Annotated in this window: 20 protein-coding genes and 1 riboswitch; of the genes, 3 read left to right on the forward strand and 17 right to left on the reverse strand. The window is 34.2% G+C overall.

Translation table 11 applies throughout. The features are described 5' to 3' along the window. Positions 1–95 precede the first annotated feature (95 nt). From ACSVH2_RS00180 to rsgA, 4 genes are read right to left on the reverse strand one after another with little or no spacing between them, the layout of a single operon-like run. Positions 96–1,373 (reverse strand): 3-phosphoshikimate 1-carboxyvinyltransferase, encoded by a 1,278-nt coding sequence (locus ACSVH2_RS00180; protein WP_438091138.1) that lies wholly within the window; start codon positions 1,371–1,373, stop codon positions 96–98. Between the two features lie 47 nt (positions 1,374–1,420). Continuing rightward, positions 1,421–1,747: a nucleotide pyrophosphohydrolase gene (locus ACSVH2_RS00185; protein ID WP_438091139.1), complete on the reverse strand. Its 327-nt coding sequence runs from the start codon at positions 1,745–1,747 to the stop codon at positions 1,421–1,423. 1 nt (position 1,748) lies between these two features. Then, on the reverse strand, positions 1,749–2,201 hold the full coding sequence (dtd, locus tag ACSVH2_RS00190) for a D-aminoacyl-tRNA deacylase (RefSeq protein WP_438091140.1): 453 nt from the start codon (positions 2,199–2,201) through the stop codon (positions 1,749–1,751). 12 nt (positions 2,202–2,213) lie between these two features. After that, positions 2,214–3,191: a ribosome small subunit-dependent GTPase A gene (gene rsgA / locus ACSVH2_RS00195; protein ID WP_438091141.1), complete on the reverse strand. Its 978-nt coding sequence runs from the start codon at positions 3,189–3,191 to the stop codon at positions 2,214–2,216. A 144-nt stretch (positions 3,192–3,335) separates the two neighbouring features. Between rsgA and ACSVH2_RS00200 the strand changes: the two genes are divergently transcribed. Next, on the forward strand, positions 3,336–4,388 hold the full coding sequence (locus ACSVH2_RS00200) for a DUF4421 family protein (protein WP_438091142.1): 1,053 nt from the start codon (positions 3,336–3,338) through the stop codon (positions 4,386–4,388). 63 nt (positions 4,389–4,451) lie between these two features. Here the strand turns inward: ACSVH2_RS00200 and ACSVH2_RS00205 are convergent, their stop codons facing one another. From ACSVH2_RS00205 to ACSVH2_RS00225, 5 genes are all read right to left on the reverse strand, one after another. Continuing rightward, a complete protein-coding gene (locus ACSVH2_RS00205) occupies positions 4,452–6,107 on the reverse strand; it encodes a hypothetical protein (protein ID WP_438091143.1) in 1,656 nt (551 codons plus the stop codon). A 102-nt stretch (positions 6,108–6,209) separates the two neighbouring features. Next, positions 6,210–7,292 (reverse strand): chorismate mutase, encoded by a 1,083-nt coding sequence (locus ACSVH2_RS00210; RefSeq protein ID WP_438091144.1) that lies wholly within the window; start codon positions 7,290–7,292, stop codon positions 6,210–6,212. Positions 7,293–7,362: 70 nt separating this feature from the next. Beyond that, positions 7,363–8,202, reverse strand: coding sequence for a prephenate dehydrogenase (locus ACSVH2_RS00215; RefSeq protein ID WP_438091145.1), 840 nt, complete (start codon positions 8,200–8,202; stop codon positions 7,363–7,365). 25 nt (positions 8,203–8,227) lie between these two features. Further along, a complete protein-coding gene (locus ACSVH2_RS00220) occupies positions 8,228–9,373 on the reverse strand; it encodes a pyridoxal phosphate-dependent aminotransferase (RefSeq protein WP_438091146.1) in 1,146 nt (381 codons plus the stop codon). Between the two features lie 141 nt (positions 9,374–9,514). Further along, positions 9,515–10,342 carry a prephenate dehydratase gene (locus ACSVH2_RS00225; RefSeq protein WP_438091147.1) on the reverse strand — a complete coding sequence of 276 codons (828 nt, stop codon included), beginning with the start codon at positions 10,340–10,342 and terminating at the stop codon, positions 9,515–9,517. A gap of 412 nt (positions 10,343–10,754) precedes the next feature. On the opposite strand from ACSVH2_RS00225, the gene gldA reads away from it, so the two are divergent. Continuing rightward, the gene (gene gldA, locus ACSVH2_RS00230; protein WP_438091148.1) at positions 10,755–11,654 is read left to right on the forward strand and encodes a gliding motility-associated ABC transporter ATP-binding subunit GldA; all 900 of its coding nucleotides are present in this window, start codon (positions 10,755–10,757) and stop codon (positions 11,652–11,654) included. Positions 11,655–11,657: 3 nt separating this feature from the next. Here gldA and ACSVH2_RS00235 read toward each other — a convergent pair whose 3' ends face one another. The 8 genes from ACSVH2_RS00235 to ACSVH2_RS00270 form a co-directional block, all read right to left on the reverse strand. Further along, entirely contained in the window at positions 11,658–12,407 is a 750-nt protein-coding gene (locus ACSVH2_RS00235; protein WP_438091149.1) for a head GIN domain-containing protein, read from the reverse strand. 10 nt (positions 12,408–12,417) lie between these two features. Beyond that, positions 12,418–13,506 carry an acyloxyacyl hydrolase gene (locus ACSVH2_RS00240; protein ID WP_438091150.1) on the reverse strand — a complete coding sequence of 363 codons (1,089 nt, stop codon included), beginning with the start codon at positions 13,504–13,506 and terminating at the stop codon, positions 12,418–12,420. Between the two features lie 50 nt (positions 13,507–13,556). After that, positions 13,557–14,513: a methylenetetrahydrofolate reductase [NAD(P)H] gene (gene metF, locus ACSVH2_RS00245; RefSeq protein ID WP_438091151.1), complete on the reverse strand. Its 957-nt coding sequence runs from the start codon at positions 14,511–14,513 to the stop codon at positions 13,557–13,559. Between the two features lie 36 nt (positions 14,514–14,549). After that, positions 14,550–17,222, reverse strand: coding sequence for a methionine synthase (gene metH / locus ACSVH2_RS00250; protein WP_438091152.1), 2,673 nt, complete (start codon positions 17,220–17,222; stop codon positions 14,550–14,552). Beyond that, positions 17,222–18,211 carry a homocysteine S-methyltransferase family protein gene (locus ACSVH2_RS00255; RefSeq protein WP_438091153.1) on the reverse strand — a complete coding sequence of 330 codons (990 nt, stop codon included), beginning with the start codon at positions 18,209–18,211 and terminating at the stop codon, positions 17,222–17,224. The genes metH and ACSVH2_RS00255 overlap by 1 nt, the downstream gene beginning before the upstream one ends. A 115-nt stretch (positions 18,212–18,326) precedes the next feature. Beyond that, a riboswitch (SAM riboswitch) is annotated at positions 18,327–18,416 on the reverse strand. A 103-nt stretch (positions 18,417–18,519) separates the two neighbouring features. Continuing rightward, positions 18,520–19,620 (reverse strand): aspartate kinase, encoded by a 1,101-nt coding sequence (locus tag ACSVH2_RS00260; protein ID WP_438091154.1) that lies wholly within the window; start codon positions 19,618–19,620, stop codon positions 18,520–18,522. Next, the gene (locus tag ACSVH2_RS00265) at positions 19,607–20,602 is read right to left on the reverse strand and encodes an alpha/beta fold hydrolase (protein ID WP_438091155.1); all 996 of its coding nucleotides are present in this window, start codon (positions 20,600–20,602) and stop codon (positions 19,607–19,609) included. Before ACSVH2_RS00265 ends, ACSVH2_RS00260 begins: the two co-directional genes overlap by 14 nt. Positions 20,603–20,728: 126 nt before the next feature. Next, on the reverse strand, positions 20,729–22,021 hold the full coding sequence (locus ACSVH2_RS00270; protein WP_438091156.1) for an O-acetylhomoserine aminocarboxypropyltransferase/cysteine synthase family protein: 1,293 nt from the start codon (positions 22,019–22,021) through the stop codon (positions 20,729–20,731). A gap of 736 nt (positions 22,022–22,757) precedes the next feature. Between ACSVH2_RS00270 and metK the strand changes: the two genes are divergently transcribed. Further along, positions 22,758–24,008 (forward strand): methionine adenosyltransferase, encoded by a 1,251-nt coding sequence (gene metK, locus ACSVH2_RS00275; protein ID WP_438091157.1) that lies wholly within the window; start codon positions 22,758–22,760, stop codon positions 24,006–24,008. The last annotated feature ends 1 nt before the right edge of the window (position 24,009 follow it).

The following is a 24,009-nucleotide window of genomic DNA, read 5'->3' on the forward strand; positions in this document are numbered from 1 at the left end:
CAGGGTGCAAATATACTATCGTGAGAGAGGCAATGTCAAGTGTTTTGCTGTTTATTTTCGGGATTGCCACAAACACAGCAAGTCGCAAAGTTTTTTTATTGTTTTTCTATTTGAAAACCAATTGTTTTTAAGTCTTCCCAAAAAGTGGGATAGGATTTTGAAACTACTTCTGCATCTTCAATAATTAAAGACGTTTTTAACCCTAAAGGTGCAAAAGCCATCGCCATTCGGTGGTCTTGATAGGTTGAGATTGAAGCCCTTCCTAAATCCTTCCCAAAGGGAAGGACTTGAGGTTCTAGCGTTAAACTATCATTGGTTACTGAAATAGTGGCAGCAAGTTTAGTCAATTCCGTTTTCAAGGCTTCTAGTCTATCGGTTTCCTTGATTTTTAAGGTGTGCAAACCTGTTAAATGACAGCCTATTCCTAATCCGAAGCACGTCACGGCTATGGTTTGGGCAATATCGGGAGAAGATTGAAGATTGAAGATTAACGTCCCGAAGCTTCGGGATTGATTTTTGATTTTGTTTTTTGCTATTGTTATTGTTTTATTGCTATTGAAAACCGTTTCCACTCCAAAATCTTTGTAGATTTCCGCCAAAACTGAGTCGCCTTGCAAACTATTTTTTTTATAACTGGAAAGCGTGATTTGGGTACCGATTTCTGATAGTGCCACGATGGAATAATAATAGGACGCAGATGACCAATCGGATTCAACAATTATAGATTTAGGATTTGGGATTTGGAATTTAGGATTTACTATTATTTTATTTCCGACAAAAGAAGTTTCTACTCCTATTTCGTTAAGCAATGCCAATGACATTTTGATATAAGGAACAGATGTGATTTCGCCTTCAAGGGTTAATTCCAATCCGTTTTCGAGTTTAGAAGCAATTAATAATAATGCCGAAATGTATTGACTACTAACATTGGCAGGCAATGAAACTTTGTTTTGCGTGAGTTTCTTCCCTTTGATTTTTATTGGTGGAAAACCTTCGTTTGCTTGATAGGTTATTTCCGCACCTAATTGGTGCAATGCTTCTACCAAAATTTTAATCGGTCGTTCTTTCATGCGAGATGAACCTGTTAAAATTACTTCTTGATTTTCTTGAATGGCAAAATAAGCGGTCAGGAATCGCATGGCAGTTCCTGCGTGGTGAACGTCTATGATTGTTGATTGTTGATTGTTGATTGTTGATTGTTGAACTGCTTTGAACATAACGTCTGAGTCGTCTGAATTGGAGGTGTTTTCCAATGTCAGATTTGGATACAATGCTTGCAACAACAACAATCGGTTGGTTTCGGATTTACTTCCTGTAATGGAGATTGCCGATTGAAGAAAAGCGATTTTTGATTTTTGAAGTTTTAAATTCACAATAAAGAATGTCTTAATACTTAATACTCTAATCTTAATACTTACTACTACTTCAGTTTTTCATTATTCTGATGTCTATCGTGGTCGCGGTTGGTTTTCAAATCCATTTTTTTATCAAAAGCGGCTTGCAAATCAATACCAGTTTGATTGGCAAGGCACAAAACTACAAAAACCACATCGGCTAGTTCTTCGCCAAGGTCTTTGTTTTTATCGCTTTCTTTTTCGGATTGTTCGCCATAACGACGCGCAATAATTCGGGCTACTTCGCCTACTTCTTCGGTGAGTTGTGCCATGTTAGTCAATTCGTTGAAATAGCGAACACCGTGTTCTTTTATCCAAGTATCGACGGCGAGTTGGGAATTTTTTAGGTTCATATTATTCTTTATTTTTTGTATCAATTACTATTGTTACCGGTCCATCGTTTACAAGCATTACTTTCATGTCGGCACCAAATTGTCCGGTTTGTACTTTTTTACCTAGTTCGGTTTCCATTTGAATTATGAATTTTTCATAAAGTGGAATGGCAATTTCGGGTTTGGCGGCTTTGATATAGGACGGACGATTGCCTTTTTTGGTCAAGGCGTGGAGTGTAAATTGGCTCACAATAATCATGTCGCCATTGGTGTCTTTCAAAGACAAATTCATGACTTGGTTTTCGTCAGCAAATATTCGGAGATTGGCAATTTTTGCCGTGAGCCAATCGATATCTTCTTGGGAATCGGAATCTTCAAAACCTACTAGGACTAATAGTCCAGCAGTTATATTTGCTACAATGGTTTTGTCAATTTCAACTGATGCTTGTGAAACTCTTTGGATTACTGCTTTCATACGATTGGTGAATTATTTCCTTGTGTCATCACTAGCAATTCTGTCGTCGTTATAAATATCGGAACGGTAATGCTCGTCATCGCCTTCCAAGATTTTAAGGTAACTGTTGTAGCGTGACCATGCAATTTTGTCGGCTTCGAGGGCTTTTTTCACCGCGCAGTGTGGTTCTTCTTTGTGGAGACAATTATTGAATTTGCATTGGTCTTTGAGCTTGAAAAACTCTGGAAAAAATCCGCTTATTTCGGCTGGTTCCATGTCTACAATCCCAAATCCTTTTATGCCTGGCGTGTCAATAATCTTGGCATCAAATGACAAGTCATACATTTCGGCAAAAGTGGTAGTGTGTTGTCCTTGTTTGCTTTGTTCAGAAATGTGTTTGGTTTTCAGATTCAAAGTGGGTTCCAATGCATTGACCAAAGTGGATTTTCCAACACCCGAATGTCCAGAGAACATACTCACTTTTCCAATCATCATTTCTTTGAGTTGGTCCAATCCTTTTTTTTCTTTGGCAGAAACTCTCAAACATGTATAACCAATAGTAGCATAAATGTGTTGCAAATACAATTGCTCATCGAGCATGGCATCATCATAGGTATCAATTTTATTGAAAATCAAAATGGCTTCAATACCATAAGCTTCGGCTGTGACTAAAAATCGGTCAATAAAACTGGTGGTTGTTGGCGGATTATTGATGGTAATTAATAGAAAAACGATGTCAATATTGGCCGCAATAATATGGGTTTGCTTGGATAAATTAACCGATTTTCTAACAATATAATTCTTCCTATCGTGAATGTTGTGGATGGTTCCTGTTGTAGTATCTGACGTTTCATCGAGTTCAAAATCTACCACATCGCCCACAGCAATGGGATTAGTACTTTTGATGCCTTGCATGCGGAATTTGCCTTTGATGCGACATTCCATAAAGTCACCTTGTTCCGATTTTACAGTGTACCAACTTCCGGTAGATTTATATACGAGTCCAGTCATTTTTCTAATTTACGATTCGAAGTACGGAGTTTGATTTTGACAAAGGTAAAAAAGGAGATTATAAGTTTATAGGTTTATGAGATTAGTTTTTTTATTACTTTTAAAAAATTATAAGTTTTTATACTAAAATAAAGGTTGTGCCTTTTGAAAAAAATTAAAATCATACTTTCGATTTTGACTCTATTTAGTTACTTCATTTCTGTTTCACAAACAGAAAAAGACACTATTGAAATAAAAATAGAACCCAAAAATTTATATTTAAAAAGTGTACCGGATTATATCAGTATTAAATTTGATTTAGAAAGCAATAACGAACGTTTTGAAATAACAGGAACAGATTTTGATTATGATATTAGACCTAATGTTTCGACTGTTAGCCGATTATCTGTCAACTATTCATTTATCTCATTTAGTTTTAGATATCTGCCTAAATTTTTTCCAGGAAATAATGATAATGATTTAAAAGGCAAAACAAAAGGTTCTAGTTTTGGTCTTACTTTAAACTTCAATCATTGGGTTCAGGAATTAAAATATGGTAAGGTTACTGGTTTTTATCTAGAGAATTCTCAAGATTATGTAACGCCTTGGATTGAAGGTACAACTCCCTATATTCAATTTCCTGAATTAAAAGTAACTTCTTTTCGAGGTGCAACATCTTATAAATTTAATTCCAATTTTTCCCTTAAAGCCATAAGTACTCAAACAGAGATTCAGCTGAAAAGTGCTGGAAGTTTTATTCCTGGATTAATCTATAGCTATTTCATTATCGACAATCAAAGTAATTCAATAAATCAAAGTTCTAGTCAAAGATCAAACAACTATGAAGTGCTTGCCAACTTTGGTTACTATTACACTTTTGTGTTAAATAGAAGTTGGTATGTTGCATTAGGAGTTTCACCGAGTATTGGCTATAATTATACTGATTTACTCACAAGATTACCTGATGAAAACATTCACACTAATTATTCCTCTGCCGTTTACCGAATTAATGGCAAAAGTGGTTTAGGTTTTAATTCTGAACGTTTTTTTGGCGGTCTTGAAATTACGGCATTTCGTTCAAGTAAAGAAGATGAAAATAACACCATAAATCAGATAACAACTTACAATGCCTTCCAGTTTTTTGTAGGTTATCGATTTAATGCTCCAAAAAAAGTTCAAGAATTAGTTCAGAAAGCAGAATCAAGAATACAATTGTAATAAGGGTTTAAGAGCTAATATTAAATAAAAAAGGTTGTGAAAATTTCACAACCTTTTTAAATTTTAGTCTTCCAATAATAATCTTCCGAGTTTGTCTAATTTCTTTCTGGAGGAATATATGATTAACTCATTTTCACTTTTTCTAAAATAAATTCCTGGTCGAATTACCAGTTCATTTTTGATAACTTCTTCAGGATCTTTTCTGGTTATTTTTCCTTTATCGTCAAATATAAAAAGTGTAGGAACAGCATTATTATAATTCCCTAAAGCTTTTATTTCTTCAATATCCGTTATTCCTTTGTTTTTAATATTATCATTGAAAACAATGTTTAATACGCCGTTTTTATAAATTGGAATAGCACCCAAATATTCTGGTCCTTTACCCATTTGTGCCAAAGGTATTGCTATAGCGCCACCAACTGCAAAACTACCATTGCTGGAACCCATTCCAAATACAAATGACATAGTAGTGACAACCGCTGATTGTTCTTTTGGCAAAACGTTACTCCAATCCAATGAACCATCAGGTTTTAAACAAGTGACAATGATTTCATTTTTAGTATAAGTTACCGGAGTGAAAGCTAATGGTCCAATTCCTGAACTAGCACCAACATATACAAATTGTAATTCAGAAAGTACAATCAATCCACCATCATTTTTTTCAATAATGGTTGTGATATTGTATAATGGTTTTACATCTTTCCCTTTTTTGGCTCTTCTTTCTCCTAGTAGTTTAACTTTGGTTTCATAGTCAAACTCATTGAATTTTAAGTTATCGTTTTTATTAGTTGCTAAATTTATAGTAGCATTGTAAACTCCTTTTAAGTCTTTATTTGCTTTTCCATTTTCACGAACGCTAGAGTAAAAACCAACCAATTGAAGTGTGTTTTTATTAGTTGACATCATCTTGCAATTAATGATTTCTTTTCCTTTTATGTTGATATCAACAACTTCTTTTTGATAATTATTAGCTTTTTTGAAAGCGTGGATTTTGAAATTTTCGATTTTCTCTTTCTTCTTTGAATCTCTATAGCTTTCGTTAATTACCAAAAACACATCATCTTGAAAATTCAATTCAAAATCGGCTATGGTGAATTCAAAATCTTTTTTGTTGTCATCAAAAACTACTTTTTCTTCGCTAGAAAATAAAGTGGTCAATTTATCATCTACTAATTTTACTTCATATTTCACCGCATCTTCTTTTGGAAAATGAGAAGTGTGCATCACTAACAAAGCACCGCCATCAGGAGATTGTTTGAAGTAAAATGCTCCTTTTTCAGATTTTTTGGCAACTTGAGAGTTGAATAATATGATTGTATTTTTACTTAAAACCCCTTTATCAGATATTTCAGTTCCCACCAAGTTGAATGTTTTGTCTTTTTTATTATAAACACTACCAACGGCATACAACTTATCATTTAATAAAAAAACCTCTTCAAAATCAACTTCTCTGTCACTCACTTGTGGAATTACAATCAAGTTTGAAGAAATCATCTTCATTGATTTTGCCTCAAAAATCTTTAAGAAATAATCTTCCTTTTCTTTAAAGGCTAGGGCATAAATTTTATTATTGACCTCGCCAATAATTTTGACAATTTTTTGTTTGTCATCTGGCAATTCTTCGCCATAAGTCATACTCATTTTTTCAATTTTATTTTGTGCACTCAAATTGGTACAGCTTAAAATAAAAAAGAAAAAACCAATTAGGTTTTTTTTCATTTTGTGTGGGATAATGTTAAAGGGTTATTTTTATTGTTGCGCAATGATACAAAAAAAACCTAAGGGAATGCCTTAGGTCTTTGATTATTGTAGGGAAAGTATTTATCCGTTAATTATTTTCTCTTGGTGCGCTATACTTTCTTGATGGATAGCTTTGAATAATTTCAAAACAAACTCTTCACTCAATCCTTTTTCTTCGCCATCGAGAATCATTTTGCCTAAGATTTCGTTCCAACGTTTATTTTGTAACACGGCAACGTTTTTTTCTTTTTTCAAGGCGCCAATTTTGTCAGCAACTTTCATTCTTTTGCCTAATAGTTCCAATAAATTAGCATCTAAAACATCAATATTGGATCTCAATTTTGTCATTTTATTGTTGTAATCATCAGCTTCATCCGTTTCTTTTCTGATGGTTAAATCAAAAATGATTTCCTTCAATTTTGTTGGTGTAACTTGTTGTGCGGCGTCACTCCAAGCATTATCTGGATCGATATGGGTTTCAATTATCATTCCATCATAATTCAAATCCAAGGCTTCTTGCGTTACTTGAAAAATCATCTCGCGATTTCCTGTAATGTGGGATGGATCAATAATTAGAGGAATGTTTGGAAACTTGTTTTGAAAATCAATCGCAATTTGCCATTCAGGATTGTTTCTGAATTTTGTTTTTTCATAGGTAGAAAATCCTCTATGAATAACTCCCAATTTTTTAATTCCTGCATTATACAAGCGTTCTACACCACCAATCCACAAAGCTAAATCGGGATTTACTGGGTTTTTTACCAAAACAATTTTGTCGGTATTTTGCAACGCATCGGCAATTTCTTGAACTGCAAACGGATTTACAGTGGTTCTTGCTCCTATCCACAACACATCAATATCGTGCTCTAAAGCTAATTTTACATGAGCAGCTGTTGCTACTTCGGTTGCCATTAGCAATCCTGTTTCGGCTTTGGCTTTTTGCAACCATTTTAAACCTATTGCGCCAACACCTTCAAAACCTCCAGGTCGTGTTCGTGGTTTCCAAATTCCTGCTCTAAAAACAGAAACTTTTGAATCTTTTAATTCGTGTGCAATTTTTAATACTTGCTCTTCTGTTTCTGCACTACATGGTCCAGCTATTACTAGCGGATGATTTAAATTGAAATCGTTTAACCATTTTCTGTTTTCTTTGTTGTTTTCCATTTTCTTTTGTTGTCGGTTGTCAGTTGTGTGTTGTCAGTTATAAAACCGAAAACAGACAACTGATAACAATTTATTTTAATATTTCTTTTATTCTGTTCGTATTTTGCATTTCGTTGAAAACGGCTTCGTAATTTTCGTTTTCCAATAAATTTTTAAACTTAGTTAAATTCAAAATGTATTCTTCTAAACTTTTAACGACATGTTTTTTGTTTTGTTTAAAAATTGGTGTCCACATAGCTGGCGAACTTTTGGCTAATCGAACGGTACTTTCAAATCCTGAACCTGCCATGTCAAAAATATCGCGCTCATCTTTCTCTTTTTCTACCACGGTTTTTCCTAACATAAACGAACTAATGTGTGACAAATGCGACACGTAGGCAATATGTTTGTCATGCGATTTTGGATCCATATAGCGAATGCGCATGCCTAGTTTTTTAAATACTTTCATCCCGATTTCCTGCAATTTAAAAGTAGTTTTTTCGACTTCACAAATAATATTAGTCTTGTCTTGAAACAACCCTTTTATAGCTGCTGAAGGTCCAGAAAATTCGGTTCCTGCAATAGGATGTGATGCTATGAACTGTCGTCTTTTAGGGTGATTTGTAATCGCTTCGCAAATGGGTAATTTAGTTGAACCTACATCAAAAACTAACGTATTTTCACCAATTGCGTCCAAAACTGCTGGCAAAATTACTAAAGCAATATCAACAGGCACGGAAACAATTACTAAATCTGCGTTAATTACATCAGTCATTGTTGCCTTTTGGTCAATAATCCCCAGTTTAATGGCTTCATCCAAATGATTTTCATTAGCATCAATCCCAAAAATTGTTGCGTTTTCATAATGCGTTTTGATGTCCAATGCCATTGAACCGCCAATTAATCCTATTCCAATCACAAATACTTTCATAATTTTTTACCTTATAATTGAAATTTTATTCAAATCTTTTAATTGCTTCTTGAATTTCCTCTTCTTTCACACATAATGAAAACCGAATATAACCTTCGCCATTACTGCCAAAAATAGTTCCTGGCGTAATAAATATATGCTTTTCCAATAATACTTTATCAATAAATGCTTCTGCCAAAATGCCTTCTGGAAGTTTTGCCCAAACAAATAATCCAACGCTGTTTTTGTTAAAAGTACAGCCCAGTTTTTCGGCCAACTTAAAGACTAAATTGCGTCTTTTTGTGTATACTTCATTTTGTTTTTCAAACCAGTCTTTTTCAAGTTTTAAGGCAGCGATAGCTCCTTTTTGAATGCCATAAAACATGCCACTATCCATGTTGCTTTTCACTTTCAAAACCGAATCTATTAAGGTTTTATTGCCCGAAACCATTCCTACTCGCCAACCTGCCATATTGTAGGTTTTGGATAAAGAATTCAATTCTAATGCTATATCTTTTGCTCCTTCTATTTGCAAAATAGAAATTGGATTTTTATTCAATACAAAACTATAGGGATTGTCATTCACAATCAGGATTTGATGTTTTTTCCCGAATGCAATCAACTTTTCAAACAGTTCCAAAGTTCCATTAGCACCTGTTGGCATGTGTGGATACGAAACCCACATTAGTTTTACTTTGGACAAATCGGTTTGCTCTAATTTTTCAAAATCAGGAAGCCAATTATTTTCGGCAACCAAATCATAAAAAACCACTTTTGCCTGTACCAATTCGGTTACCGAAGCATAGGTTGGATAACCTGGATTTGGAATTAAAACTTCATCGCCTTCATTTAAAAAAGCTAATGAAATATGCATAATTCCTTCTTTAGAGCCCATTAATGGTAAAATTTCGGTGTTGAAATCTAGAGTAACATTGAAATGGGTTTTATAAAAATCGGCCATACCTTTTCGCAATTCAGGTAAACCTTGATAGCTTTGATATTCGTGCGCTTTGTCATCAAATAGAGCTTTTTGCATGGCTTCAATAACCGAAATATGTGGCGCTAAATCTGGGCTTCCAATTCCCATGCTGATAATTGGTTTTCCTTCTGAAATCAGTTGGCGCACTTCTCTCAATTTTCTGGAGAAGTAATATTCCTGTACGGTTTCTAATCTTTTTGCTGTTGTTATCATTCTTTTATTTTTTTAACCACATAGAAACATAGATTTCATTTTCTAATAAAGACGCTTCGCTTGACTTGAGTTTTCATAGCTATGTGAAACAAAGTTTCTATAAAATCTTTTTCAAATATTGCTTTCTATGTATCTATGTGTTTATTTTTTCCCGTTTTTATATTCGCCCAAAACTTTGAAATGATTGGTCATTATTTCTAAAACCTTTGCCGCTTTTTCATAATGTTTATACTTTTCAAAAACAACATCCACAAAAAACGAGTACTGAAATGGTGTTTCAATTATAGGCATAGATTGGATTTTAGTTAAATTCAATTTGCAGTTGGTCATTACATTCAAAACGGTGGCTAAACTTCCCGGTGTATCTTCCAGAACAAATTTCAAGGAAGCTTTATTAATTTCTTCTTTAGGAACATTGTTTTCGTTTTTACTAACGATAAAAAAACGTGTCATATTATTGTTTACCGTCTGAATTTCTGGAGCAATAATTTCTAAATCATACATTTTGGCTGCTACTTTACTTCCTATAGCCGCTATTCCTTTGATTTGATTTTGGTGAATTCTGCGAGCGGTTTCGGCTGTGTCTTTGTCTTCCACCAACTTTATATTGGATTGTTTTTTCAAAAAATCCATGCATTGTAATAACGCCATTGGATGGGAATGAACTTCTTGAATCGCTTCCAGTCTTTGTCCTTTCAAAACCATTAAATTTTGGACAATATCTAAATAATATTCGCCGATAATATGTAAATTATTCTTGTCAATCAATGCGTAATTTGGAATGATTGAACCTGCAATCGAATTCTCAATTGCCATAACTGCTAGTTGTGATTGATTGGTCAGTAAACTATCTGTTAATGCTTCAAACGACAAACATTCATCTACAATTACCTCTTCATGAAAATATTCCAACGCCACTTGATGGTGAAACGAACCTTTGATTCCTTGTATAGCTATTTTTTCTTTCATTTTATATTTTTTAACCATTAAGAAAAATTAAGTTTCATTAAGATTATGCTTTATGTTTTGCAGTTTCTTACTCTATTTCAATCTTAACTTTCTTAATGACGTTAATGGTTTAAATTTTAGTCAAAAAAAAATCCCGATTTTCATCGGGATTTATATTATTGTTTGTTTACTTTTTATCTTTTTACATAACACAATACTAATCCCTTTTTCTGTCCGAAGAAGAAATAAAAGAAATAGTTAAAAAAAGTGTTATATGTTCTCATTGCATTTTACTATTCGGCTAAAGTAAAAATAAAAGTTTAGATTTAACAAAATAAAAATAAAAATTTACTACAATAATTTTAAGTTGCTACTAAAATCAATTTTTTAGAATTCTTCGATTAATTGTTACCTTTGCTTCAAATCATTTGCTATGTCCATAGAAGTTCAAAATATTTCCAAAAGTTACGGTGCTCAAAAAGCATTAGACAATGTTTCTTTTTCGATTAAGAAAGGAGAAATCGTTGGTTTTCTTGGTCCAAATGGTGCAGGAAAATCGACTTTAATGAAAATTTTGACCACCTTTATCAACGCTGATGAAGGAACAGCAAGCGTTAATGGAAATGATGTGAACGAAGCCCAACTGAAAGTACAACAATCAGTAGGTTACTTACCTGAACACAATCCGTTGTATCTTGATTTGTATGTTAGAGAATATTTAGAATTCAATGCTGATGTGTATAAAGTGGCAAAATCTAGAATTGAAGAGGTAATTCAGTTGACAGGTTTAACTCCCGAAAGTCATAAGAAAATTGGGCAACTATCGAAAGGATATCGACAAAGAGTTGGACTAGCTACAGCACTTTTACACAATCCTGATGTGTTGATATTGGACGAACCAACTACCGGTTTAGATCCAAATCAATTAGTAGAAATCAGAAATGTAATCAAGAATGTAGGTAAAGACAAAACGGTTTTCCTTTCTACACACATTATGCAAGAAGTGGAAGCCATTTGCGACCGCGTCATCATTATTGATAATGGAAAGATTGTAACCGATAAAAAATTAGATAATTTATTTTCGGCTAACAAAGAACAAATTATAGAAGTGGAATTTGATGATAAAGTTTCAGAAGAAGCGATTGCTTGTATTCCACATTTGAAATCCTATAAAAACAATCATGAAAATACTTGGGAATTAACCTTTTTGTCTGAGAAAGACATGAGACCAACAGTTTTTGATTTTGCTCATGATAATGGTTTACGAACATTACAACTCAATCAAAAGAACAAAAATCTCGAACAAATCTTTAGAGAAAAAACGAAGAAGTAGTCGTTAAGGATAAATTACTCTTCCTTGATATAATTGTTGAACGTCCACAATTGGCGGTACATTTTTTAGGATAATATTTCCAGTGCTATTCATTATTCCTTTGATGCTTTGAATAGGTTTCACTATCATATCATTCGAACCACGATGATATACTAAGATATTTTGAGCGGTAAAATTCTCAGCTTCAATTCTTCCATCTCCATAATAAAAATTAAAATTAGCTGTATTGGTTTGACCCGTGATATAATAACGCGACACATTATTATTGGCTATGTTCAAATATTCATTTTGCACATTTAAAATAAAATCTCCTGTGCCAGCACCACTTTCTCCATCACCATCTTTATCCATGGCGATAAAACTTATGTATGGAAAAGTCAGCACACCATTTGAACTGATATTTCTTTCGGTTTTAGAATAAACTTCTTCTAGTGTTGGTGTAGTGACCAAAATTTTTGTCGTACCATAATCACGAACCCAATTGCAACTTGTCTCATCTTTAAAAATAAGTTGATCACCATTTTGGGTAACTTCCACATTACTAATAAAATTTTCCCCAGCAACAATTTGAACCTTATATTCTGTTCCTTGTGTGATTACGACTTCAATACCACGGTAAACTTTTATTTTTTTGAAAGGCTCAACAACAACATCCTTGGTGATTGTGGCACCCGAACTTTCTATACAATCGCTTGGTTTTTCACAAGCATTAAATATACCTAACAAAACTATCAACAAGAAAAATCGCTTCATAACCCTACTTTTATATTCTATATCCAATTCCAAACTCCAAAGCTTCAGCTAAAAACATATGTGTTTTAATGGTAAATCCACCAAAAATTTTATCTGTAAAATAATATTTTATTCCTACTCTATCATAAATCGGAATATCCTTTTTATAGGGCTGATAAGCATAATATCCTATTTGCACTTCGAGTGAAATTTTGTTAATCAGTAATTCATGTCCAACAAAAATCCCAATTCTTTTATAATCAGTATCAGCGCTTAATCCATCTTCCGGATAAGCAACAGCATAATATTTAATGTATTCCTCAATTGATTTGGTTAAAAACAATTCTGTTCCCAACTGCAATGCAGATTTTCTATTCAAGCGTTTATCAGCATAAAAACCAATATGATAAAAAGGAAACTGACCGCTATTGATAATTGGACTTTCGTTAATTCCTGTTCGCAAAACAAAATTATATCGAATAGGTTCTTTGTATGATTTTTTAGTTTGAGTAGTATCGGGTTGACGAACAAAATTTTTATCGAAATTATAATTCACTCCAAGGTTGAGCACATAAGTATTGATTCCACTATTAGGAGATTTTACTCTACCGTTTGAATAATGCGTAAACAAAATACCAGCATGAACCCCAAAATTTTCAAATAAATTCTGCTTATCATAGGCAAGGCCAATATTTGTATTTCCCATCAAACGAGACCCGAAAGCTTTGTTTTTACTATTGTCTACTTTATCATAAGGATTAGTCGTGTAGGCAATACCTTGTGCGAGTTGGAATTGCAGATTTCTATTCCAAAAATAAAAATTATAAAGCGCTCCAACAGAATAATTTTGACCTAATGGTTGACTATTAAAATCTTGATACAAAAAATAACCTCCATAATCAGGATAATTATAGGCCTGATGCCACTCTTTAGAACCCGATGTTCTTTTAAGTACAGTCAGCAGCAAACCACTAGGATGACCATTAACTAAGTGGTACATATCTTCGCTATGTGGTAAAGTATTTCCTCTTAATAAGGAAGCTTCCACGGCAAAAGGATTTGTTTTTTGGCTAAAAAGCGAAATGGAAAAAAGTAAAAAAAGAAGGTAAAGCTTCCTCATTATGAAAATTTATGTGACAAATATAACAGAATATAATTTGGAATTTAATTTTAAAAAACTTCCTTCGCAATCGCCTTAATATTCTCTGCTTTTCCCATTGAATAATAATGCAAGACTGGAATTCCGGCAGCGACTAATTCCTTACTTTGGGCTACACACCAATCAATTCCTATTTGTTTTACTGCATCATTGTCTTTTGCTTTTACTACTGCCATTATCAAATCATCGGGTAATTCTAATGAAAATCGATGTGGAATTAAATTCAACTGCTTTTTAGTGGCAATAGGTTTTAGTCCAGGAATAATGGGCACTGTAATTCCTGCAGCTCTGCATTTATCTACAAAATCAAAGAATTTTTTATTGTCAAAAAACATTTGAGTAATAATATAATCGGCACCGTTTTTTATTTTTTGTTTTAAGAAATGAATATCGCTATCCAAACTTGGCGCTTCCATATGTTTCTCGGGATATCCCGAAACTCCAATACAAAAATTAGTACACGCAGAATTTTGCAAATCTTCGTCAAGGTAAATTCCGTTATTCAAATTGTTAATTTGTAAAACCAAATCTGTGGCATATTCATTACCGTCTTTCTCTGGTTTAAAATAGGTTTCGTTTTTCAACGCATCACCACGCAATGCTACAACATTGTCTATCCCAAGAAAGTCCAAATCGATTAAAAGATTTTCAGTGTCTTCCTTTGTAAAACCTCCACAAAGAATATGAGGAATCGCATCAACCGAATATTTATTTTGAATTCCGGCACAAATACCTACTGTTCCAGGACGTTTTTTAACTACTTTTTTTTGTAAAAGTCCGCTTGGTAATTCTTTAAATTCATATTCTTCACGATGATAGGTCACATCAATAAACGGAGGTTGAAACTCCATCAAAGGATCGATACTATCAAATATGGATTGAATATTTTGTCCTTTCAAAGGCGGTAATATCTCAAAAGAAAATAATGGTTTTCCGTTGGCGTTTTCTATATGTTGTGTTACTTTCATTTTTTTATTTAGGATTTACGAATTAGGATTTGGGATTTAATCTGCTATATTCGGCGCAAGCCATTTGTTGGCAACTTCTGTTGAAATGCCTCTTCTTTTTGCGTAATCTACTACTTGGTCTTCTTTTATTTTTCCTAAACCAAAATACTTGCTTTCTGGATTGGCAAAATAATATCCCGAAACCGATGATGCTGGCCACATCGCCATACTTTCGGTAAGTTTCACTCCTATTTCTTGTTCTACATTCAATATTTTCCAAATCGTTGGTTTCTCTAAATGGTCTGGACATGCAGGATAACCTGGTGCAGGACGAATGCCTTTGTACTCTTCAGCAATCAAATCTTGATTTGATAAATTTTCATTTGAAGCATAACCCCAAATTTCCTTTCGCACTTTTAAATGCAAATATTCAGCAAAAGCTTCAGCCAATCTATCGCCAAGTGCTTTTACCAAAATAGAATTATAATCGTCTAATTGTTTCTCAAATTCGGCAGCTTTTTCATCTACGCCAAATCCAGTTGTAACACAAAAACATCCTATGTAATCTTGTTTTCCGATGCCTTTTGGAGCAACAAAATCAGACAATGCAATGTTTGGTGCTCCAGCCGTTTTTTGAGATTGTTGTCTTAAAGTTAACAACTGAAAGTTGGAAGCTGGAAGTTGAACTTCAATATCATCGTCATTGATAGTATTTGCTGGAAAAATGCCGAGAATACCTTTAGCGGTTAACCACTTTTCGGAAACAATTTTTTGCAACATTTCTTTTGCATCTGCAAATAAATGGGTTGCTTGTTCACCAACAACCTCATCGGTCAAAATGGCTGGATATTTTCCATACAATTCCCATGAGCTAAAAAATGGTGTCCAATCAATAAAATCTACAAGTTCAGACAATTCGACTTCAATAGTTTTAGACCCAATAAAATTCGGTTTTACAGGATTGAAATTATCCCAATCCAATTGCAATTTGTTTTTACGAGCATCTTCAATGGACAAGTAATTTTTATCGCGACTTCTGCTCAAATAACCTTCTCGAAGTTTGTCATATTCGGCTCGAACTGTTTTAGAATACTCTTCTTTAGTTTCGGCTTGCAATAAATTACTCGCCACGGTTACCGCGCGCGAAGCATCGTTTACGTGAACAACTGTTTCCTTATATTCAGGTGCAATTTTCACAGCCGTATGCGCTCGCGAAGTTGTTGCACCACCAATCATAATTGGAATTTTGATGTTGAGTTTGTCTAATTCTTTGGCCAAATAAACCATTTCATCAAGCGAAGGTGTAATCAATCCGCTCAATCCGATAATATCAACATTATGTTCAATGGCGGCTTGAATGATTTTTTCTGGTGGAACCATTACACCTAAATCTATGATTTCAAAATTGTTGCAACCCAAAACTACCGCCACTATATTTTTCCCAATATCATGCACATCACCTTTCACTGTAGCCATCAATACTTTTCCAGCCGACGATGATTTTCCATCTTTTTGCGCTTCAATAAATGGTAAAAGATATGCAACCGCTTTTTTCATTACTCGTGCCGATTTTACTACTTGAGGCAAAAACATTTTTCCGCTTCCGAATAAATCACCAACTACATTCATTCCTGCCATCAAATTGATTTCGATAACATCAATGGCTTTTTCCGATGTTGCTCTTGCTTCTTCAACATCTATTTCAATGAATTCGTCAATTCCTTTTACTAACGAATGTGTCAATCTTTCTTGAACAGAGTCATTTCGCCAAGCAGCTATTTCTTTTTCATTAGCTTTGAAATCGCCTTTATAACTTTCGGCCAAATCCAATAATCGTTCCGTGGCATCTTCTCTTCTATTCAACAACACATCTTCAACGTGTTCTAATAATGTTTTGTCAATTTCATCATAAATCTCCAGCATTTCCGGATTTACAATTCCCATGGTCATTCCGTTTTGAATGGCATGATAAAGAAATGCCGAATGCATGGCTTCGCGCACTTTATCGTTTCCACGAAATGAAAAAGAAACGTTGCTCACGCCACCAGAAACGCCTGCATAAGGGAGATTTTCTCTAATCCATTTGGTTGCTCTGAAGAAATCTAAAGCGTTTAACTTGTGCTCTTCCATTCCAGTTGCTACCGGAAAAATATTGGGGTCAAAAATGATGTCTTCGGCTGGAAAATGTACTTCATTCACCAAAATATCATAACTTCTTTTGCAAATTTCGATGCGTCTTTCATAATTATCGGCCTGACCATTTTCATCAAATGCCATAACGATTACTGCCGCGCCATATCTTTTAATTAACTTGGCGTGATGAATGAAAGCTGCTTCACCTTCTTTTAAAGAAATGGAATTTACAACGCCTTTCCCTTGAATGACTTTCAATCCAGCTTCAATAATTTCCCATTTGGAACTATCAATCATCACCGGAACACGAGCAATATCGGGTTCTGCAGCAATTAAATTTAGGAATTTGGTCATCGCATAAACACCATCCAACATTCCTTCGTCCATGTTGACGTCGATAATTTGTGCGCCACCTTCTACTTGGTCACGCGCTACAGAAAGTGCTTCGTCATATTTCTCCTCATTGATTAATCGAAGGAATTTACGCGAACCTGTAACGTTAGTTCGTTCACCAACGTTTATAAAATTAGTTTCAGGAGTTACCACTAAAGGTTCTAATCCCGAAAGTTTTAAATACTTTTTTGTTGCTTCCGCCATTATATCGTTTCTAAAATTTGTCTTGGTTTGAAATCCTTAGCCACATCAGCAATAGCTTTAATATGTTCAGGCGTTGTGCCACAACAACCACCAATAATGTTGACTAAATTATCTTGTAAATATTCTTTGATTAATGCCTGCATTTCCGCTGGAGTTTGATCGTATTGACCAAAAGCATTTGGCAAACCAGCATTTGGATGTGCTGAAATATTGAGTTGTGTATTCATGGCTAATCGGCTTAAATACGGTTTTAATTGGTCAGCACCAAGTGCACAATTAAATCCAATACTCAACAAGGGAATGTGTGAAATGGAAATCAAAAAAGCTTCCACCGTTTGCCCAGAAAGTGTTCTCCCAGAAGCATCGGTAATAGTTCCCGAAACCATTACTGGAATATCAATATTGCGTTCTTCTTTTACTTCTTCGATAGCAAAAAGTGCAGCTTTTGCGTTTAAAGTATCAAAAATAGTTTCTACCAATAAAACATCACAACCGCCATCGATTAAAGCTTCGACTTGTTGTTTGTAGGCAATTCGTAAATCGTCGAAAGTTACCGCACGAAATCCTGGATCGTTTACATCAGGTGACATGGACGCTGTTCGATTTGTTGGCCCAATGGAACCCGCTACAAAACGTGGTTTATCGGTGAATTCATCGGCAACTTCTCTTGCAATTTTAGCCGATTGATAATTCAATTCATAGACTAAATCTTCCAAATGATAGTCAGCCATTCCTATGGTTGTTCCTGAGAAAGTATTGGTTTCTACAATGTCTGCACCAGCTTCAAAATAAAGTCGGTGCACTTGTTTTACCGCTTCGGGTTGTGTGATCGAAAGCAAATCGTTGTTTCCTTTTAACGGATGTGGAAAATCTTTAAAACGCTCTCCACGAAAATCTTCTTCCGAAAAATTATTGCGTTGTAACATCGTTCCCATCGCTCCGTCGAGCACGAGAATTCGATTTTTTATAGCTTCTTGAATTTTTGACATATAAATAGTGACAACTTACTAGTTGCTGTAATTAAATTATATGTTATCGTGAAAGGGAGAGGAATTCTCGGGTTATCTGTTCTCTACTTCTGATTTAACAGACACTGAAATGAATTCAGCATAAAGATAGAATGTAGCACCTTCTTTTGGCAAAGGGTTGCTAAGCTTTCATCGGGTCTAATCCCTCCAGCTTTCGTGATAACGAACAATAAGTTTATGAACGGTGCAAAGTAATGACATAGATTTGGGATTTGCAAGGGTTTTCAAAAAATAAAAACCTACAACGTTTTAAAGTTGCAGGTTTGCATTTATTGCCAAACGGTTTCTATTATTTTTAGTTGTTCGGCTATTTTCAAAATATCGGTTAAAACACCTCGAGACGTAACTTCTTTTCCTGCACCTGCGCCTTGAATAACAATTGGAATTTCACCATACGATTTGGTATAAATTTCTATGAGATTATCAGCACCTTTGAGTTGTCCTATTGGAGAGCTTTTTGGTTCAGAAACTAGTTTAACCTCTAGTTGTTTTGATTGTACATCCAACTCACCAATGTAGCGCAATACATGATTATCGGCTTGTGTTATTTTAGCAATTTGAAATGGCTTGTCAAACAATGATTTACTAATCGCATATTCCGATTTTGAAGTTTTTTCGTTTAAATTTGGCAACAAAAGAGTTGCAATTTTAATATCTGTAAATTCAAATGGCAATTCTATTTCTCGTGCTAATATCAATAATTTTCTTGCCACATCGTTTCCTGATAAATCTTCGCGAGAATCAGGTTCGGTTAATCCAATCTTTTCTGCATCAAGTAATATTTTTGAAAAAGAGGTTTCTTCATTTGAAAATCGATTAAAAATATAACTCAACGAACCCGAGAAAACACCTCTAATCTTTGTGATTTTTTCTCCCGAAAAGTGCAACTCTTTAATCGTTTGAACTACTGGTAATCCGGCACCAACATTGGTTTCATATAAAAAATATTTATCGAATTTCTTAAGATTTCTTCGAAGTTCTCCATAGAAATCATTGTGTAGTGTGTTTGCTTTCTTGTTTGCGGCAACGATATTGAAACCATTTTGAATTAACGGAATGTAGTTTTTGATAATTTCAGAACTTGCTGTAGCATCAACAGCTATGAGATTTTCTAGTTGTTGCTCTTGTACATATTCGATAATATCTTCTATTCGAAAAGGGATGGCAGATTGAGCAAAATTTGCTTCCCATTGATTTTTTAACCCATCTTTTTCAAAAAAAGCTAAGGTAGAATTGGTGATTATTGGAAAACGCAATTCGATATTTCTTTTTTCAAGAAAGAACTTTTGACTTTCTAATACTTGATTTATTAAAGTACTACCCACATTTCCAATCCCAAAAAGGATGATATTTATTTTAAGCGTTGACATAATTTTTGTTTTTTTGTTTATTAAAAATTGGATTCAAAATGGCGGCTAATTGTTCAAATTCTATCAAAAAAGCATCGTGACCGTGAATGGAAATAATTTCATGATAGAACACATTTTCTTTTATACATTTTAACTGTTGATGCGTTTTACGATTTTCATCAGCAATGAAAAAGTAATCAGTATCAACTGACACAATGTGAATATTGGATTTGATTTCATTGGCTAAAGCCAAAAAATCTTTTCGATTATAGGTAATATCGATAGTTTTCAAAAGATGATTCATCAATTTATAGGATGACAATTGAAATCGGTTTTTAAGTTTAATTCCGTGATTGAGAAGCCAATTTTCTATTTGAAAAAAGTTTAAATTTTCTTGTTTACTCCTTTGAAATCGTAAATTAATGGATTGTGGTGTTCTGTACAAAAGCATGGCATGCAAACGCGCATCTGCAATGGGATTATTAGAATTAGTAAGGATTTGATCTTGAATTAACACATTGGCAATAACCCAATCGGTCGCTTTCCAATCGGTTGCAATTGGAATTAAATTTTCAATTTCATAAGGTTGCAACGCTGCCATTTCCCATGCGATTGCGCCTCCAAGACTACCTCCAATAACCGAAAAAACTTTTTCAATTTTCAATAAAAATAATCCTTCCCAAAAAACTCGTGCAACATCTCTAATGGTATAATCATGATAATTTGAAATCAGATTTTCAAGGTTTTCATCATATCCATTTCCCGGAATATTGAAGGCTATGACTGTAAAATAATTGGTGTCAATTGTTTTGTTTTCACCAATCAAATCGTTCCACCAACCCTTTTCACCCGTTACATTGGAGTTCCCTGTCAAGGCGTGATTTACCACAACCACTGGTGCAAGACCGATAGGCTGACCAAAAGTTTGATAGCATAATGGAATACACGATTTGTGCTTCCCACTTTCTAATTTGAAATTAAGAACATCTATTTTTTGTAGCATTTTTTTATTTTTTAAATCATTAGGGCATTCAGAAAATTAAGCTCTTACAGCTTTTATATTGGTTGCACTTTTTAAAAATAACTGCCTCCAATCGCAAAATTGAAGACAGTTAAAAACAAACAAAACTTATACAACTTTTTCTACTGGAAGTGTTACAAAAACCGCTTTTAAATCAGCTTTCAAATCCTCAATATCCTCTAATCCAACAGACAAACGAATTAAATCTTTAGTAACTCCGGTAGTTTCTTGTTCCGCATCTGACAATTGTTGGTGTGTTGTACTTGCAGGATGGATTATCAATGATTTTGTATCGCCAATATTGGCTAACAGTGAAAATAATTTAGTGCCATCAGCCACTTTTTTGGCAGCTTCAAATCCACCTTTTAATCCGAAAGTAACAATGCCACTTTTTCCTTCAGGCAAATATTCATCGGCTAATGCTTTGTATTTTGAAGTTGCTAAACCTGGATAATTTACCCAAGCGACTTCTTCTTGCGTTTGCAACCATTGGGCTAAAGCCAAAGCATTTTCACTGTGTTTTTTAATTCTAATCTCCAAGGTTTCCAATCCTTGAATGGTTTGAAAAGCATTAAACGGACTTAAAGCGGCACCAAAATCACGCAATCCTTCAATTCTAACTTTCGCTATAAATGACGCTGCACCAAGCGCTTCGAAGTATTTTAATCCGTGATATCCCGATGATGGCTCTGTAAATTCTGGGAATTTCCCATTGCTCCAATCGAAGTTTCCTGCATCGATGATAACTCCGCCAAGTGAAGTTCCGTTACCAGTTATGTATTTGGTTAAAGAGTGAATAACGATATCCGCTCCGTATTGAATTGGGTTCAGCAAAAAGGGTGTAGCTACAGTATTATCAACAATAAAAGGCACTTTGAAAGCTTTAGCTTCTTTGGAAATAGCCTTCAAATCCAATACGTCTAATTTTGGATTTCCTAAACTTTCTGCAAAGAATGCACGCGTATTTTCTTGCGCAGCTTTTGTAAAATTTTCAGGATTTGAAGGGTCAACAAAAGTTGTTGTAATACCTAATCTTGGTAAAGTTACCTTTAGCAAATTGTATGTTCCGCCATACAAACTGTTGGAAGCTACAATGTGATCACCAGCTTTTAGTAAAACCAAAAGTGTTGTGGCAATTGCGGAAGTTCCCGAAGCAGTCACCACAGCACCGATTCCGCCTTCAAGCTTGGCTAAACGTTGCTCGAGAATGTCATTGGTTGGGTTATTCAACCTTGTGTAAATAAATCCAGCTTCGGCAAGACCAAAAAGATTGGCAGCATGATCTGAATTGTTAAACACATACGAAGTGGTTTGATAAATTGGGACAGCTCTTGTTCCTGCGTTTTTAGTAACGTCGTGTCCTGCGTGCAATGCATTTGTTGCGAATTTTTGTGTACTCATGATAATTGATTTTAAATATTAAATTTTAAATTTTTACGAATTTTTGAAAATAAAAAAAGTCCCTTTGGATGGCTTACCAAAGGGACTTTTAGAGTAGAAATATATACTACGATTTAGGTTTTCCTCTTTTGGCAACAGGGTATAGTCATGCAACAACACATCAAGTGTATCATCATACAAGACATCATCATATTTTTTACTGTTACTTTCATTTGAAATTGTTTATACTGAACTCTTTTCAGCATCATTATTTTATTTATTTACTTGAGATTCTGAATTAAATTCAGAATAAAAAAAACCTCTGCGTTTTGCAGAGGTTTCGATTGTATATATTTTAAAAATTAAAATTATGCAATAGTTTTCTCTGCGGGATTTCTCCACATCATACAACACATATTGCAAATCATTAATTTCATTTTTGTTTCTTTTAACGAGGCAAACATCTGAACAATTTTTTAATTGACCAAATCAAATTTGAAAATTTAACATTTGGAACAAGAGTATATATATTTAAATACTACGTATTTAGAATTTTCAACAAATCACAAAAAAATAAAAAAAGTAAAATAGTTTTTTCTATTCGAAATAGTCTTTATACATTTGCAACCGAAATTAAGAGGAAAAATTTGTACTGATTGCAACCTCGTTAAAAAAATGCTAAAGCAGAAACTCTTCTTTAGCTTTCGCTGCAATCCTCTTTTTTTCGATAAAATTAATATTAAACTAAAATATAGTTATGGCTTATTTATTTACGTCGGAGTCAGTGAGTGAAGGACATCCAGACAAGGTTGCAGACCAAATTAGTGACGCGTTAATTGATAATTTTTTAGCATTTGACGCTGACTCAAAAGTAGCTTGCGAAACATTGGTTACTACAGGTCAAGTGATATTGGCTGGTGAAGTAAAATCAAACACGTATCTTGATGTGCAACAAATTGCTAGAGATGTCATCAAGAAAATTGGTTATACAAAAAGCGAATACATGTTTGAGGCCAACTCTTGTGGGATTCTTTCAGCTATTCACGAACAATCGGCTGATATTAATCAAGGTGTTGATAGAGCAAGTAAAGAAGAGCAAGGTGCAGGTGACCAAGGAATGATGTTTGGTTATGCTACCAATGAAACAGAAAACTACATGCCATTAGCATTGGATATTTCTCATGCTTTGTTGATTGAATTGGCAAATTTGAGAAGAGAAAATAATGAAATAAAATACCTTCGTCCTGATGCTAAATCACAAGTGACTTTGGAATATTCAGATGATAATAAGCCACAACGCATTGATGCTATTGTAATTTCTACTCAACACGATGATTTTGATGAAGAAGCTGCAATGTTAGCCAAAATTAAAAGCGATTTAGTTTCTATTTTAATTCCAAGAATTAAGGCAAAATACCCTCAGTATGCTCATTTCTTTAATGACGACATCACTTATCATATTAACCCAACTGGGAAATTCGTAATTGGTGGACCACACGGAGATACGGGATTAACGGGAAGAAAAATTATCGTGGATACCTATGGTGGAAAAGGTGCTCATGGTGGTGGTGCTTTTTCTGGAAAAGACCCAAGTAAAGTTGACCGTTCAGCTGCTTATGCTACGCGTCATATTGCAAAAAACTTAGTGGCTGCAGGATTGTGTGACGAAGTATTAGTGCAAGTTTCGTATGCTATTGGTGTAGCAAAACCAACTTCTATAAACGTGGTTACATATGGTACTTCTAAAGTGAATTTAACTGATGGAGAAATCAGCAAAAAAGTAGAGGCAATTTTTGATATGCGTCCTTACTTTATAGAGCAAAGATTAAAATTGAGAAATCCAATTTACAGCGAAACAGCTGCTTATGGTCACATGGGAAGAACTCCAGAAACGGTAACCAAAACTTTTTCTGCTCCAGGTGGATTGACTAAAACGGTAACTGTAGATTTATTTACTTGGGAGAAATTAGATTTTGTAGATAAAGTGAAAGCGGCTTTTGGAATTTAAC

This window comes from Flavobacterium sp. RSB2_4_14, assembly GCF_051547085.1.
In the GTDB taxonomy this organism is placed as follows: domain Bacteria; phylum Bacteroidota; class Bacteroidia; order Flavobacteriales; family Flavobacteriaceae; genus Flavobacterium.

Bases quoted from the DNA above. Each gene is read 5' to 3' on its own strand.
- ACSVH2_RS00185 (WP_438091139.1), bottom strand. From the start codon at position 1,747: ATGAACCTAAAAAATTCCCAACTCGCCGTCGATACTTGGATAAAAGAA.
- dtd (WP_438091140.1), bottom strand. From the start codon at position 2,201: ATGAAAGCAGTAATCCAAAGAGTTTCACAAGCATCAGTTGAAATTGAC.
- rsgA (WP_438091141.1), bottom strand. From the start codon at position 3,191: ATGACTGGACTCGTATATAAATCTACCGGAAGTTGGTACACTGTAAAA.
- ACSVH2_RS00205 (WP_438091143.1), bottom strand. From the start codon at position 6,107: ATGAAAAAAAACCTAATTGGTTTTTTCTTTTTTATTTTAAGCTGTACC.
- ACSVH2_RS00210 (WP_438091144.1), bottom strand. From the start codon at position 7,292: ATGGAAAACAACAAAGAAAACAGAAAATGGTTAAACGATTTCAATTTA.
- ACSVH2_RS00215 (WP_438091145.1), bottom strand. From the start codon at position 8,202: ATGAAAGTATTTGTGATTGGAATAGGATTAATTGGCGGTTCAATGGCA.
- ACSVH2_RS00220 (WP_438091146.1), bottom strand. From the start codon at position 9,373: ATGATAACAACAGCAAAAAGATTAGAAACCGTACAGGAATATTACTTC.
- ACSVH2_RS00225 (WP_438091147.1), bottom strand. From the start codon at position 10,342: ATGAAAGAAAAAATAGCTATACAAGGAATCAAAGGTTCGTTTCACCAT.
- gldA (WP_438091148.1), top strand. From the start codon at position 10,755: ATGTCCATAGAAGTTCAAAATATTTCCAAAAGTTACGGTGCTCAAAAA.
- ACSVH2_RS00235 (WP_438091149.1), bottom strand. From the start codon at position 12,407: ATGAAGCGATTTTTCTTGTTGATAGTTTTGTTAGGTATATTTAATGCT.
- ACSVH2_RS00240 (WP_438091150.1), bottom strand. From the start codon at position 13,506: ATGAGGAAGCTTTACCTTCTTTTTTTACTTTTTTCCATTTCGCTTTTT.
- metF (WP_438091151.1), bottom strand. From the start codon at position 14,513: ATGAAAGTAACACAACATATAGAAAACGCCAACGGAAAACCATTATTT.
- metH (WP_438091152.1), bottom strand. From the start codon at position 17,222: ATGGCGGAAGCAACAAAAAAGTATTTAAAACTTTCGGGATTAGAACCT.
- ACSVH2_RS00255 (WP_438091153.1), bottom strand. From the start codon at position 18,211: ATGTCAAAAATTCAAGAAGCTATAAAAAATCGAATTCTCGTGCTCGAC.
- ACSVH2_RS00260 (WP_438091154.1), bottom strand. From the start codon at position 19,620: ATGTCAACGCTTAAAATAAATATCATCCTTTTTGGGATTGGAAATGTG.
- ACSVH2_RS00265 (WP_438091155.1), bottom strand. From the start codon at position 20,602: ATGCTACAAAAAATAGATGTTCTTAATTTCAAATTAGAAAGTGGGAAG.
- ACSVH2_RS00270 (WP_438091156.1), bottom strand. From the start codon at position 22,021: ATGAGTACACAAAAATTCGCAACAAATGCATTGCACGCAGGACACGAC.
- metK (WP_438091157.1), top strand. From the start codon at position 22,758: ATGGCTTATTTATTTACGTCGGAGTCAGTGAGTGAAGGACATCCAGAC.